This window comes from Arthrobacter sp. SLBN-122 (genome assembly GCF_006715165.1).
In the GTDB taxonomy this organism is placed as follows: Bacteria; Actinomycetota; Actinomycetes; order Actinomycetales; family Micrococcaceae; genus Arthrobacter.
In genome coordinates this window covers 2,324,474-2,337,939 of record NZ_VFMS01000001.1, presented here as the reverse complement: position 1 = coordinate 2,337,939, position 13,466 = coordinate 2,324,474, and the positions used below count along the sequence as shown (strand labels likewise).

Here is a 13,466-nt window from a genome sequence, read left to right as displayed (position 1 = left end):
CAAAGAGAACTTCGCTTCCCCTCCGGCGGAAGCAGCTCCCCGGCCCAGCGGCTACACGGTTGGGCGGTGTGAGATGGACTGGCAAGGTTGGGGGCTCTTCGGCCTCCTGGCAACCGCCCTCCTGACGCTCATCATGATTGCGGCCCAGATGGCCGGCCTGACCCGGCTGGACCTGCCGCTGGTGCTGGGCAGCCTGGTGACGCCTGATCCCGACCGGGCCCGGGTTGCCGGCTTCTTCATCCATCTCGCGGTGGGCCAGGTCTTCGCCCTGGGGTATGCCGCGGTTTTCGCACTCCTGGGCAGGGCCACCTGGTGGATCGGCGCACTGTTGGGACTGCTCCACGTGGGGGTGGCATTGACGGTCATCCTGCCGCTGCTGCCCGGCGTTCATCCAAGGATGGCTTCCACCCGGGCGGGCCCCTCCAGCACAGCGGTGCTGGAACCGCCGGGCCTGCTGGGCCTGAACTACGGCATCCAAACCCCGGCCATGGCGATCCTCGCCCACGTTGCGTACGGCGCCGTGCTTGGCCTCCTGCTGAGGGCATTGTGAAAACCGCACCCGGACCGAAGCCGGCCACACCCGGGCTGCACGCGACTCCTGAGCCGCGCGCCGCCGTCGCACCCTTCCCTGCGGATTCCTGGCAGCCCCCGCCGATCGGCGACTACGGCCTGCTCGGTGATACCCGGACCGCAGCCTTGGTCTCCTCCACGGGGTCAGTGGATTGGATGTGCGCCCCCAAGTTCGACGGCGAGCCAATCTTCGGTGCCCTGCTCGGCGGACGGGAGGCGGGCCAGTTCGTGGCCGGGCCTGCCGGAGCTGCACACCTTGAAAGCAGGCGCTACCGCGGCAACACCGCCACGCTCGAAACAACATGGTCCTCCGGTGGTGGCCAGCTGACGTTGACCGAGGCCATGGTTGCGGAGGTGTCCGGCGCGCTCCTGCCCACCACGCTCTTCGTCCGGCGGCTGAGCGCGCGTGGTGGTCCGGTCGCCGCCGTCGTCCGCTTCACACCCCGGCTCGGCGAGAATCACCGCCGGCCGCGCGTCAGCAGGCGCGGCCAGGACCTGGTGTGTGAATGGGGTCCGCTTGCGGTGTCGCTGGGCTTCAGCGAGGGATGCCCGCTGCCGGCCGGCGACCAGCAGGCGGTGGTGGTGCACCCCGGGCGGCCGGTGACGCTTGTCCTCGCCGTCGCCTATGGGGAACCGCTCATCCACGTGGATCCGGAAGCGGCCTGGAATCTGGCGTGCAATGACGAGCGGCGGTGGGAGGACTGGGCCGCGGAGGTGGACGGCGGCATCCCCTTCCGTCCACAGGTACTGCGGAGCCTGTTGACCCTGCGGCTGCTGACCTATTCGCCGTCAGGTGCACCGGTGGCGGCCCCCACCACATCACTGCCCGAGAATCCGGGCGGTATCCGGAACTGGGATTACCGGTTCGCGTGGCCGCGGGACGCCAGCATCGGCGTGGCCGCATTCCTGCACGCGGGGAAAACGAACGAAGCCCTGGGGTTCCTGGGGTGGCTGCTGCATGCCAGCCGGCTCCAGCGGCCCAGGCTCCCGGCCCTGCTCACGCTGTCCGGCGGCCGCGTGCCGCGGGAGCGGGTTCTACGCGGGTGGCCGGGATATGCAGGCAGCGTGCCGGTGCGGACGGGCAATGGCGCGGCCGGGCAGCACCAGCTTGACGGCTATGGCTGGGTGCTGGACGCAGCCTGGGTGCTCGTTGACGGCGGCCATGGGCTGTATTCGGAGACGTGGCGGGCCATGCGCGGGTTCGCGGACATGGTGGCGGACACCTGGTCCGCGCCGGATGCGGGGATCTGGGAGATCCGGGCCGACGCGGCCCACCACGTCCACTCCAAACTCATGGCCTGGCTCGCGCTGGACCGGGCGTTGCGGATTGGCGCCACGCACCGCCTGGGCAACCGCCAACGGCGGCGCTGGCAGTCCGCCCTGGACGAGCTTGGGACTGAGATCCGGAGCAAAGGAGTGGACCCGGACCGGAACTGCTACACGCGGACCTACGGATCCAAGGATCTCGACGCCGCCCTGCTGGTCCTTCCGTTGATTGGGCTGGAGGACCCCGCATCCGAGGTGGTCCGGCGAACCATTGACGAAGTGTGGAAGGAACTGGGCGCCGGCGGGCCCCTGCTGTACCGGTACCCGCCCGGCCAGGACGGGCTGGAGGGCGGCGAGGGTGCCTTCCAGCCCTGTTCATTTTGGCTGGTGCAAGCGCTGGCCACGACTGGCCAGACAAAGGAGGCACTGGAAACCTTCGGCGCGCTGCTGAACCTGGCGTCCCCGCTGGGCCTCTTCAGTGAAGAAGTGGACCCGGCCTCCGGCGCCTTCCTGGGCAACTATCCGCAGTGCCTGACCCACGCCGCAATGGTCCAGGCCGCCCTGGCGCTGCGCGACAATCCTTCCGCATGAACACCATCGGCCCGGAACCAACGGCCGCACCGCTTGCCGGAGCCTATCGCCGGCGTCCAGCCCGGCACGGGAATTTGTTGCCCGCGTCCGGCGTTGTCGATCTGTCCGGAACAATCTGGACAACAGCAGCTGGACAGGAGAACACACCACATGTCAGTTGACTACGACGCTCCGCGGGTGACGCCCGAGGAAGAGCCGAACGTGGCACTGGAGGAGCTGAAGTCCGACAAGTCCGCCCGCCGGGAGGCTGCTCCCGACATGGACGAAACGGACCTGGCGGACAGCTTCGAGCTGCCCGGCGCGGACCTCTCCAACGAGGAACTCCTCATCCAAGTGGTCCCGGTGCAGGCAGACGAGTTCACCTGCATGTCCTGCTTCCTGGTCCACCACCGCAGCCAGTTGGCCCGGGAGAAGGATGGCAGGAAGTACTGCAAGGAATGTGAGGGCTAGCAGGGGGACGACGGCCAGCCGCGTTTGGATTTCAACCATTGGAATCACCACTCGTGGCCGGAGCGATGGGCAGCCATGATGTAGGTCACGCTCCGGCAAAGGCCGGCCGACTGGAAAGAAGGAAACCATGTCCCTCAGCGTTGAGGAAATGAACAAGCAGCTCCCGGCGGCCAACGCGCTGCCCGGAGAGGCGGTCCCGTACTACATGGCGTCGGGCGAGGGCGCACGGTACGAAATCAACGGCCAGCTGGTGACGGTCATCGCCCGCGCCGCCGATACGGGCGGCATCTTCAGCGCGGCCTACATCTCCGGCGGCATAGGGGCGCAGTCCCCCTTCGTCAGCCACAGCATCGAGCACAAGACCCTTTACGTCTTCGACGGGATCCTGCACGTCTGGCTGCCCGGCGAGAGCAGGATCCTCACCCCGGGCGACTCGGTGGTCATCCCGCCGAACACCCCGCACGCCTACCGGATGGCCAGCCATTACACCCGCTTCCTGAACTGGATGACGCCCGGCGGCGGGGAAAAGTACTACGAGCGCCTGGGCACGCCCATCGGTTCGCACGTCCCGCCGGTGCGCGCCGGACACCAGGCCAGCCTGCAGGAGCAGGCCGAGGTGGGTGCCGAGTTCGGCATCACGTTCCCGGATGTGGAGCGCGTGGCGCCGTCGTTCAAGCACGACGCCGGCCTTCCGCCTGCCCAGAGCCCCTACTTCCTGAGTGCCGGGGAGGGTGAGCGGCTGGTCAGCTACCAGACAATGTTCACGTACCTGTCCCGCCCTGCGAACACGGACTCCAACTACTTTGCCGTGCACACCAAGGGAGCCAAGTCCCCCTACATTCCGCTGCATTTCCATTCGCAGCACACCGAAAACTTCCTTTGCACCGAGGGCCGCATGTGGCTCTACGCCAACGGCCGCGAGATGCTCCTGACCAAGGGCGACTTTGTCCACGCCCCCGCCGGGACTATCCACTCCTTCGCGTTCGACGCCCACAACACCCAGATGGTGGGCTTCCTGACCCCGTCTGTTTTCAACGGGTTCTTCGAGTATTTCAACCAGCCCACTGAGGACTACATGTACACCGAAGGCGGCGAACCCTACATGGACATGGAAGGCTTCGGCCGCGCCCAGGCCGAGATGGACCTGACAGTGGTGGGCCCGCCGCCGCAGCGCCGCGCCGCACTCGACATCCCGTAGCCCGGCCATACACCCCATCGATTGCTCCGTACCTGCCCTTTTGAGCGCTGATAACGGCAGTTACGGAGCACTCGATGAGATCTTCATTCAACGCGAAGGCCCGGGCTTCCGAAAGGAAATCCGGGACCAAACCGCCGGACAGAAATGGCCCGTCAACATCTGTTGACGGGCCATTTGGACGTCAACTAATGTTGACGGCATGGAGGTGGAGCGGATGAAGACACTGGTGGGATCAATGGACGGGAAAGGGCCCGCGGAGGCCCTGTATGCGGTGGCCGAACTGCAAAAAGAGGTGGGCCGGGCCGAGGCATCCCTGGTCCGGCGTGCACGGCAGGCTGGCCTGTCCTGGGAAGCGATCGCCCTGTGCCTGGGCGTAAGCAAGCAGGCCGTGCACCGCAAATACGGGAAACAGTAGGGCCGGACCTAATACCTAATCCATTGCTGAGTAGCTGCCGTTATCGGACCCGAAAACGACAGTTACTCAGCAATCGATGGGAGGGGGTTAGGAGGTGGCTTGCTTCACCAGTTCGCGGCCGTAGTCGTTGCCGTTGGGGGTGCGGACCACGGTGTGCATGTGGAACGGGGCGGGCTGGTCGTTGCTGAGGAACACTCCGGTGTGATGGTCCAGTTCCAGCACCACCACCGGGCTCTGCAGCCGGAAATAGAAGGCTTCCTCCCCTTCCCAGCCACCGATCCAGCTGAAGAAGGATTCCCCGTAGTGCTCCCGGATTTCCCGACGGCGGGCGGCACGGGGTCCGTCCGGCAGGTAGGCGATGAAGTCATCCACCACCGCGTCCAGCAGCTTCCGCGCATCGGCAGGCATGTCAGCCACCGGGATGCCCTCGTAAGGGATCACCCGGTTGTCCTGGAAGCAGCCGCCCAGGTGCCGTTCGTCGCCGGGGTGGAGGCGGCCTTCGGGCATGGCCGGGTCCACCATCGACCCGTACACAACAGCCCCGGCGCGAAGCTCTGAAGGCAGCGCACCCATCAACTGCCGGGCCAGCGCGATGCGCTCCTTGAACACCTTCACGCCACGGTGCGGGCCGGCGTCGATCATGTCCGGCTCCGCGCCCATGAACACGGGCGAAATCACCAGCTGCGTCCCCGCCACCAGGCAGTTCAGCGCCGCGTGGTGGCCAAAGAGCTGCCACCCCCACGGTTCACTCTCGGACGGTTCCCCGTACAGCGCGAAGTTGTAGCTGAATTCGTTCATCAACAGCGGCAGCTCCACCAGGTCGCCAAGGAATCCGTTGATGCGCATCAGGTTCCGCACCAGCTCAAAACCGGCCGGGCTTAGGGACGCCTCCACCACCCCCAGCACAGCGTCGCGGACAGGAAGCTCCACTTCGTCCAGGCGCAGCCCGGTGTCGTGCTGCATGAATTCAGGATTGGCCCAGCTTTGCCATTCCGGCGCTTCCACGGCGTAGCTGAGTTTCCGGGCCTGGCCAGGAGTGACCGCGCCGAGCAGCTTGCGGGCCGCGGCCACCATCTCCGCAGTGGGCCCTTCCTCCCCGGGCCGCGCCGGTACCAGCGGATACAAGCCTTCGCGGCGTACGCCATCGCTGGTGATGCCGGTGAAGGGCTGCGGGTACAGCTTCTGCCAGCCTTCGATCATGGGCCCGGCGAACGGGTCGCTCTTGGCTGCTTCTGCGTACTCGCGGGCGTTCAGGCCCCGGATGACCGCCACGCGCGGGTGGTCGGGGGCAAACAGGTAATCACGGAATGACGGCATCGACACGGGGACTCCTGGTGTTCTCAAGGGAAGCTGATGGTTCGGGAAAGCGGTCCAGGGGATGCCTGGCCCAGCCCGCGGCGGCAGCAAGGGCATCAGCCGCAGCGGCGGCGGAGTTGCCCCGCCAGGCCACGTGCTGGTCCGGGCGGACCAACACGGACTCGGCGCCCCACACCGCCGACAACGCCGTTCCTTCAACGGAGGGTCCGACGGCGGTGACGGTCACCGGGATGCCCTGCCGGGCAGCGGCCGCCAGCACCGGCTCGAACACTGTCGCCGCCGGCACCCCGCCCAGCGCGCCGGCGTCGGCCAGCAGCGTGAATCCGCTTCCCAACTGGCTGTACAGCGACGTGCCGTCCGCCAGCCAGGCATGCGGCAGCAGGGCCCCGGGAACCGCGGACGGGACGTAGTGGATGGGGTCCTCCGCGGGGAGGGAGGAACCGTCCGGCACCACCACGGGCGAGCCGGCGTAGGCGTAGCCAAGCACCAGGCCCAGTGAGTCGAACTCGCTCTGCTTGACGGCGAGGGCGTCGTGGGCGGCCCGGCGCGCGGCATCACCGGCAGGACCGGCGAGCGCAAGGTCCGGATCAGCAAAGTGGTAGGCCAGGGCCTTGCCGTTCTCCGCGGCGTCGCGGATAGTACGGGCCGCCACCGGCCGGCGTTCATCCCCGTAACTGGCCAGGAGGCTGGGGCCGGCCCAGCCGTTGATAACGGCGGCGAGCTTCCAGGCCAGGTTGGCGGCGTCACCGATGCAGGTGTTGAAGCCGTGGCCGCCCCAGGGCGGGTTGAGGTGCGCTGCATCGCCCACCAGGAGGACGCTCCCGCGGCTGTACCCCGGGGCCAGCAGCATGCGGGCGGTCCAGGGATCGGTGGCCATCACCTCGACGTCCACGTCAACACCCACGAGGGACCGGACCATCGCGGCAGCATCGCCGGCAGTGACGGTGACGGCAGGATCAACGCCCTGGACAATTGCCCACCAGGTCTCGGCAAGGTCCATGGGCCCCACCATCCCCGAGGTCTCCGACCCCACCACCCAGTACTGCACGGCGGGATCCAGCGAAACGGCGGAGGCCAGAGACTGCGAGCGGAACAGGATGCTGATGTTGGACAGGGCCGCGGAGCCGCCCTCCAGGCGGATGCCCAGGCTGCGGCGCACCGCGGAGGACCCGCCGTCGGCTCCAATCACATAGCCTGCGCGGATGGTGCGGCGCTCGCCTGCGGCGTCGGAGACGACGACGGCGTACGGCGCCGTGGCTGCCTCCCCATGAGTGCCGGCGTCAGGACCAGCGCCCGGAAGGCCGGCGTCGCCTCCTGCAATGCCCGGCCCCCGCACCTGCTGGACGGCCCATCCGGTCACGAACGTGACCAGCGGGTTGTCCGCAACGGCGGCGCGGAGCACCTCCTCGAGGACCGGCTGCGGGACCTGCTGGCCGCACTCCGGCTGGGGCCCGTAGGTGCCGGGAACCAGCTGGAAGGCGTTGCGGAACCTGCGCAGTTCATGGGCCGATGGGCCGGTCAGTCCGGTGCAGAAGATGACGTCCTGGGCATAGTCCACCGGCAGCGGTGAAGCCTTCCGGAGTGCGTCCGCCAGGCCCAGCCGGCGCAGGTGCGTCATGGTGCGGGCGTTGGTGGTTTTGGCCCGGGGCCGGGTGGGGTCAACGGTGGTCCGCGGGTCGATGACGGTGCTGGGGACGCCGCGGGAGGCGAGGTCCAGGGCCAGGAACAGCCCGCTGGGGCCGCCGCCGGAGACCAGGACCCGTACCTCCGCAGGGATCTCCGCGGACTTGGCGTTCTGGAACGTGCTCATCAGGCACGGCTCCGGAGGGAAAGATCGCCCACCGGCGTGGTGAGGGTGCCGAGCTTCTCGATTTCCACCTCGACGGTATCGCCGGGCTGCAGCAGCCACTGCGGGGTGCGGGCATACCCCACGCCTTCCGGGGTTCCGGTGGCAATGACGTCGCCGGGGTGCAACGTGAAGGTTTGGCTGATGAGCGCGATGATGGCCGGGACGGAGAAGATCATGTCGCGGGTGTTGCCGTTCTGGGCTTCGATGCCGTTTACGAGGGTGCGGACCTGCAGTCCGTCCCGCAGGTCGCCCACTTCATCCCGGCTGACCAGGGGGCCTAGAGGGCCGCTGAAGTCGCCGTTCTTGCCCAGGGTCCACTGCGACGTGAGTTTCTGGGCCTTGCGGGAGGTGATGTCGTTGAAGGTGGAGTAGCCAAAAACGGCGTCGGCAGCGGTGTCCTCGTCCGCGGACTCCACGCGCCGGCCGATGTACGCGGCCACCTCCCCCTCCCAGTCCAGCCCCGCCTCGCCTGCGGGGACGGGAACCGGGACGTTGCCCACGGACAGGGACGCCGTCCAGCGCGCAAAAAGGGTGGGGTAGGGCGGCAGCTCCTGGTCCTTGAAGCTGCCTTCCGCCACGTGCGCCTTGTAGTTCAGGCCCACGCAGATGACCCGCGCGGAGGCCGGGACCAGCGGCACTTCGGTGACGCTGCCCCGCTCCAGCCAGGCGCCGACGTCGGACGCGTCATGCTGTGCCGTGCCGGCCACCAGGGTTGTTGCCTTGTCCTGCCAGCCCTCCGCGTCCGCCCAGAAATCGGCGACGGCAGCGAGCGGGAGGATGCGCGAGCCGGCGAGCGCTGCCGCCCAGGGTTCGCCGTTGTGCGTGATGCCAATGAACTGCATGGAGGGGCCTTTCGGTCTGTTCCGGGGCGCATGCTCCGGAGGAAGTGATGATCAGTGCTGCTTTGCCTGGCGGCAAAGGAAATCGATGGTGGCGGCGGCTGCCTGCCCCGCCGCGGCGCTGCTGCCGTCCGGCAGTTGCCACATATGGTCCGCGTCCTCCAGCAGGAGAAGTTCGACGGCGGCACCGGCACCTTCCAGCGCCTCGGCCAGGCCGGTGGACTGCTCCACGGGGACGAACCGGTCCGCCGTTCCGTGGATGAGGAGGAAGGGCGGCGCGTCCGGATGCACGTAGGTAAGGGGGCTGGCCGCCCTGGCCTTGTCCGGGGCGGCGGCCGGCTGGGCGCCGAGCAGCAGCGCCTCACGGGAGCCGGGGTCATCGGCGCGGGCAATGGCGTCCGGCCTGGCCTGCTCACCCATCCGTTCCAGGTCTGTCGGCGGGTACCAGGCCACAACCGCCGCAACATAGTCGTCCCCGTCAGCCTCCAGGGAGCCCTCCGGGTCAGCGAATTCCGCGGCTCCGGCGGTCAGGCCGAGGAGGGCGGCAAGGTGGCCGCCTGCCGAATCGCCCCAGGCGTAGATCCGGCGCGGATCCACCCCGTACTCAGCGGAGTGGGTGCGGAGCCAGCGGACGGCCGCCTTGGCGTCATGCAGCTGGGCGGGAAAAGTGGCAACGCCCGTCAGCCGGTAGTCGGCGGAGGCCACCACGAACCCGGCGTCCGCAAGCTGTTCGATGGGGCCCAGGCCAAAGCCGTCCACGCCCGGCCCAAGCGAGGACCGCTCCCCCATCCGCCAGCCGCCTCCATGGAAATGGATCACGGCAGGCCGGCCGTCCTGGTCCTGGCCCTCAGCCGGGGAGCCGGGGAGGTAGAGGTCCAGCAGCAGCGGCCCGGCATTCTGTGGACGGGCGAACTCGATCCCCCGCTGGATCCGCAGTGCCGTCATCGTTGACTCCATGTGTGCCGCGCCGTTTCTGTCCTGTGTTGCTGGGAGCGGACCAATACCGGCGTCCGCCTTCATGGACTTAACTCTGGGCCATGGGAGGGTCCGGACGCGCCGCCGGTTTCACTGAATGAAACCCGTTTGGGAAGCATCCGACACCGGGTTGAAAACGGTAAAGGCGAGGACTTGAACCTGACGCAGCGTCAGGTCCTACGGTGGGGATATGGACCATTCGGACGAACACTGCTGGAGCATTGGCGAGCTGGCCGCAGCGACCGGCGTCACCGTCAGGACCCTGCACCACTACGACAGCATCGGGCTGCTCCAGGCAAGCGTCCGGACCACGGCAGGCCACCGCCGCTACACAAGGCAGGACCTCCAGCGCCTCTACGGCATCCGGACATTGCGCAGCCTCGGCGTGCCGCTGGGCGGGATCGCCGCCGTACTGGACCAGTCCGGCGGGGGTCCGGAGTCCATGCGTCAGCTGCTGCAGCGCCAGCTGGACGCCCTGGGCAGGCAGGCCCGGCAACTGGAGCAGCTCCAGCGGACCATCAGGGAGCTGTTGGACCGAATCAACCACGACGGGGACGCCGCCCCCGCCTACTTCGTAACCGTATTGGAAAGCATGAGCATGTTTGAGAACTACTTCACCGAAGATCAGCGCCGGGAACTCGCCCAGCGGCGCACCCAACTGGGCCGGCAGGCCACGGAGGACGCACGGACCGAGTGGGCCGGCATGGTTGAGGAGGGACTGTGCCAGATCGACGCCGGGATCCCCGCCAACAGCCCCGAGGCCAGGGACCTGGTGCGCCGCTGGGACGAACTGGGCTCCCGCTTCCACAGCAGCGAGGGCACCAAGGAGGCAGCCCGAGCCATGTGGAACGAGAACAGCGCGGCACTAAGTAAGGCCCTGCCCTGGACCGCCCAGCAGATGCAGGCCCTGGTGGCGCACCTGCAGGAAGCCCGCATCGCCGGGTAACCCCCGGTCCCGGGCCTTTCAGCTGACCAGGACCTGGGTGGCGGATTCCTTCAGTTTGCCGTTGGCCCACTTCATTTGCCGGATGGTCTGGGGGTGGCATTTTTCGGCCAGGGCCAGGAGGTCTTTGTCCTTCATTCCCTGGGCAGCCTGGGCCAGCAGTTCCCAGTCGGCGGAGACGCCGCAGGCCTTCAGGTACAGCTCCCGGAGGTCCCGCAGCAGCAGCATCCCGGTTTCCGGGCGGCGGCCCACCATCTCGCTGCCCTTTTCGCGGAGGGTTTCCATGAGCCCTGCTTCGCCGCGCGGCTCCGGATCCAGGTCCTGGCCGTAGTTCCCGGCGATCGCGGCGATATCCCGCACATGCTGCTGTGACCAGCGCGCCAGGTCCCGGGCCAGGTGGTAGATCTCATGGTCCACTTTGTGCCGCTCCGAGATGGTCAGCAGGTGGTGCGCCAGGTCATTTTCGGAGCGGTGCATTTCCTCAAGTACAAGCCCGAACTTCATCGTGCCCCTCCTGCCGTGTCCATGGCTTCGTCCGCCAGGGCGGAGGCAATGCCTTTGGTCCTGGCCTCTTCCGGGAAGTCCCCGGCCGGGGCCGACGCAGTGGTGGTGGGCGCCGGGGACGGCCCGTCACCGCCGGAAACCCGGGTAATGCGTGCCGCCGCCGTCTTGAAGATGGGCTGCTTGGAGGCGGCGTCCCAGTCGGTGATGGTCAGCTCGTTGGCGGCCCGGCCGGCCCCGTCCGGCTGGTGGCCGCCGTCGGTGTCCCAGTAGCCGTAATGGAACGGCAGGAACAGGACGCCGGTCCGGATCCCACTGATCCGCACCTTGGCGCGGACTGAACCGCGGGGTGTCTCCACCTCTGCAAGGTCGCCCTCGGCAATCCCGTACGCGCCGGCGTCGTCCGCCGACAACTCCACCCAGACATCGGGGGCCGCTGCCTGCAGCTCCGGCGCCCGGCCGGTCTTGGTGCGGGTGTGGAACTGGTAGAGCGTTCGCCCGGTGATGAGCTGGAGCGGGAAGTCCCGGCTGGGCAGTTCGTGGGGAGGCATGTACTCGGCAGCCTTGATGACGGCCTTTCCCTCCGGGTTAAGCGCCTTGTATTCGGTAGCCTCCACGGGCGCGCCGGTGACGAGGTCGCGGCCATACTCCTCGCAGTACTCCGGGTGTGCCCAGAACTTCCCGTCAGCGTAGATGCGTTCGGTGCCCTCCGGGTTCTCATCGTTGCACGGCCACTGAATGCCGGAGCCGCCGCGCAGCTTGTCGTAGGTGATGCCGGTGTAGTCACAGGGCCGGCCGCGGGTGCATTCCTTCCAGGCTTCGAAAGCGGATTCGGGATCGTTCCACTTGATTAGCGGCTGCCCGTCCTTGTCCTGCAGGCCCATGCGGTGTGCGTAGTCGATGAAGATGTCCAGGTCCGGCCGGGCTTCCCCGGGCGGGTCAATGGCTTTCTCAGAGAGGTGGACGGTGCGGTCCACATTGGTGAAGGTGCCCGTCTTTTCGCCCCAGGTGGCGGCGGGAAGAACCACGTCGGCCAGCTGGGCCGTCTCGGACAGGAAGATGTCCTGCACCACCAGGAACAGGCGGTCCTGTTCCAGGATGCCGCGGACCCTCTCCAGCTCGGGGAGCGACACAGCCGGGTTGGTGCCGCTGACCCACAGCATCCGGATAGAGCCGTCCTCCGCATACCGCATCATCTGCATAGCGTGGGTGGGCGGTGAATAGTGCGGGATGGACATGGGGTCGATGTTCCAGACCCTGGCGAGGTCCTTGATGTGGGCGTCATTGGACCAGTTCCGGAAGCCGGCCAGGTCCCCGTCGGCCCCGCACTCGCGGGTGTTCTGCGCTGTCGGCTGGCCGTTCATCTGCAGGATGCCGCAGCCGGGCTTGCCCAGCATGCCGCGAATGATGTTGACGTTGTTCACCTGCACGGCGGCGGCGGTGGCCTGGTTGGACTGGTAGAAGCCTTGGAGCACGGTGGACAGGAGCCGCTCGGCGTGGCCGATAATGCTGGCCGCCTCGGAGATCTGCTCCGCCGGGACACCGCAGATTTCCGCCACTAGTGCCGGTGGATAGTTCTTGACCTCTTTTTCGAGCTCGGAGTACCCCACCGTGTGCGCCTGGATGTACTCCTGGTCCACCCAGCCGTTGCTGATGATCTCGTGCAGGATGCCATTCATCAGGGCTACATTGGTGCCCGGCCTCGGAGCCAGGTGCACGGTGGCGGCCTTGGCCACGGGGGTCATACGCGGGTCCACACAGATAATCTTGGGCGGGTTGGGCCCGGCCAGCCGGTCCAGCATCCGGGTCCACAGGACGGTCTGGGTTTCCGCCACGTTGTGCCCGTACAGCGCGATCACGTCCGCGTGGTCCACGTCCGTGTAAGAGCCAGGCTGGCCGTCCGACGCGAAGGACTCCTTCAGCGCTGCGGCTGCGGTGGCCGTGCAGAGCCGGGTGTTTCCGTCCACATGGTTGGTACCGATGCCGCCGTGGGCCAACACCCCAAGAGTGTAGTACTCCTCGGCGAAGAGCTGGCCCGTGGTGTAGAAGCCGATGGCACTGGGACCCTGTTCCGCCAGCAGGGCCTTTGACCGGTCCACCACACGCTGCATGGCGGTGTCCCAGTCGGTTTCCACCAGCTTCCCGCCCTCACGGATCAGGGGTTTGGTGAGCCGGTCAGGTGACGCGTTCGCCTGCCAGCCGTACAGGTCCTTCGGTCCCAGCCGGCCGTGGTTGACCCGGTCGGACGCGCGTCCGCGCACGCCGACAATCCTGTTGTCCTTGACGGCGATGTCCATGGCATCGCCATTTGAGTGGAGCAGCGACGCCGTCTGGACCCATCGGTCCACGTCCTCCGCGGCCACCCCCTCGGCCAGGTGGCTGTCCACCCTGACCGGCCATTCACCGCCGCTGCCGTACGGTGTCCTTGTCCCCCATGGTTCAGCTATTCGGTCAATCCGAGTCATCTGTCCATCTCCTGTCCGGAACCGGCAGGCAACATCGAAAACGACGTTGTCCCTACCGGGTCCCGTACCCAGCAGACGCTGGTGGTA

The 13,466-nt window shown here is 67.6% G+C and carries 12 protein-coding genes; 6 read left to right on the top strand and 6 right to left on the bottom strand.

Annotated elements, in window-relative coordinates:
* Window positions 1-73: 73 nt before the first annotated feature.
* From FBY36_RS10945 to FBY36_RS10925, 5 genes are all read left to right on the top strand, one after another.
* Window positions 74-550: a hypothetical protein gene (locus FBY36_RS10945; protein WP_142119324.1), complete on the top strand. Its 477-nt coding sequence runs from the start codon at window positions 74-76 to the stop codon at window positions 548-550.
* Window positions 547-2,427 carry a glycoside hydrolase family 15 protein gene (locus FBY36_RS10940; protein WP_235008801.1) on the top strand — a complete coding sequence of 627 codons (1,881 nt, stop codon included), beginning with the start codon at window positions 547-549 and terminating at the stop codon, window positions 2,425-2,427. Before FBY36_RS10945 ends, FBY36_RS10940 begins: the two co-directional genes overlap by 4 nt.
* A gap of 150 nt (window positions 2,428-2,577) precedes the next feature.
* Complete coding sequence (locus tag FBY36_RS10935; RefSeq protein WP_142119322.1) at window positions 2,578-2,877, top strand: DUF4193 domain-containing protein; 300 nt, start codon at window positions 2,578-2,580, stop codon at window positions 2,875-2,877.
* A 127-nt stretch (window positions 2,878-3,004) separates the two neighbouring features.
* Window positions 3,005-4,075 carry a quercetin 2,3-dioxygenase gene (locus tag FBY36_RS10930; RefSeq protein ID WP_142119320.1) on the top strand — a complete coding sequence of 357 codons (1,071 nt, stop codon included), beginning with the start codon at window positions 3,005-3,007 and terminating at the stop codon, window positions 4,073-4,075.
* A 199-nt stretch (window positions 4,076-4,274) separates the two neighbouring features.
* Window positions 4,275-4,490, top strand: a complete 216-nt coding sequence (locus FBY36_RS10925; RefSeq protein ID WP_142119318.1) for an AsnC family protein — start codon at window positions 4,275-4,277, stop codon at window positions 4,488-4,490.
* An 87-nt stretch (window positions 4,491-4,577) separates the two neighbouring features.
* Here the strand turns inward: FBY36_RS10925 and FBY36_RS10920 are convergent, their stop codons facing one another.
* Genes FBY36_RS10920 through FBY36_RS10905 form a run of 4 tightly spaced genes read right to left on the bottom strand, consistent with a single transcriptional unit; the run spans window position 4,578 to window position 9,515 of the window.
* Window positions 4,578-5,813: a DUF3500 domain-containing protein gene (locus tag FBY36_RS10920; protein WP_142119316.1), complete on the bottom strand. Its 1,236-nt coding sequence runs from the start codon at window positions 5,811-5,813 to the stop codon at window positions 4,578-4,580.
* Entirely contained in the window at window positions 5,791-7,617 is a 1,827-nt protein-coding gene (locus FBY36_RS10915; protein WP_142119314.1) for an FAD-dependent monooxygenase, read from the bottom strand. The genes FBY36_RS10920 and FBY36_RS10915 overlap by 23 nt, the downstream gene beginning before the upstream one ends.
* On the bottom strand, window positions 7,617-8,498 hold the full coding sequence (locus FBY36_RS10910) for a fumarylacetoacetate hydrolase family protein (protein WP_142119312.1): 882 nt from the start codon (window positions 8,496-8,498) through the stop codon (window positions 7,617-7,619). The genes FBY36_RS10915 and FBY36_RS10910 overlap by 1 nt, the downstream gene beginning before the upstream one ends.
* 51 nt (window positions 8,499-8,549) lie before the next feature.
* A complete protein-coding gene (locus FBY36_RS10905) occupies window positions 8,550-9,515 on the bottom strand; it encodes an alpha/beta hydrolase (protein WP_327436694.1) in 966 nt (321 codons plus the stop codon).
* A gap of 145 nt (window positions 9,516-9,660) precedes the next feature.
* Between FBY36_RS10905 and FBY36_RS10900 the strand changes: the two genes are divergently transcribed.
* Entirely contained in the window at window positions 9,661-10,416 is a 756-nt protein-coding gene (locus FBY36_RS10900; protein WP_142119308.1) for a MerR family transcriptional regulator, read from the top strand.
* 18 nt (window positions 10,417-10,434) lie between these two features.
* On the opposite strand, the gene FBY36_RS10895 is transcribed toward FBY36_RS10900, so the two are convergent.
* Together FBY36_RS10895 and FBY36_RS10890 are read right to left on the bottom strand one after the other, a co-directional pair.
* On the bottom strand, window positions 10,435-10,917 hold the full coding sequence (locus FBY36_RS10895; RefSeq protein ID WP_056337926.1) for a hypothetical protein: 483 nt from the start codon (window positions 10,915-10,917) through the stop codon (window positions 10,435-10,437).
* Complete coding sequence (locus FBY36_RS10890) at window positions 10,914-13,379, bottom strand: molybdopterin oxidoreductase family protein (protein ID WP_142119306.1); 2,466 nt, start codon at window positions 13,377-13,379, stop codon at window positions 10,914-10,916. Before FBY36_RS10890 ends, FBY36_RS10895 begins: the two co-directional genes overlap by 4 nt.
* Window positions 13,380-13,466: the final 87 nt, after the last annotated feature.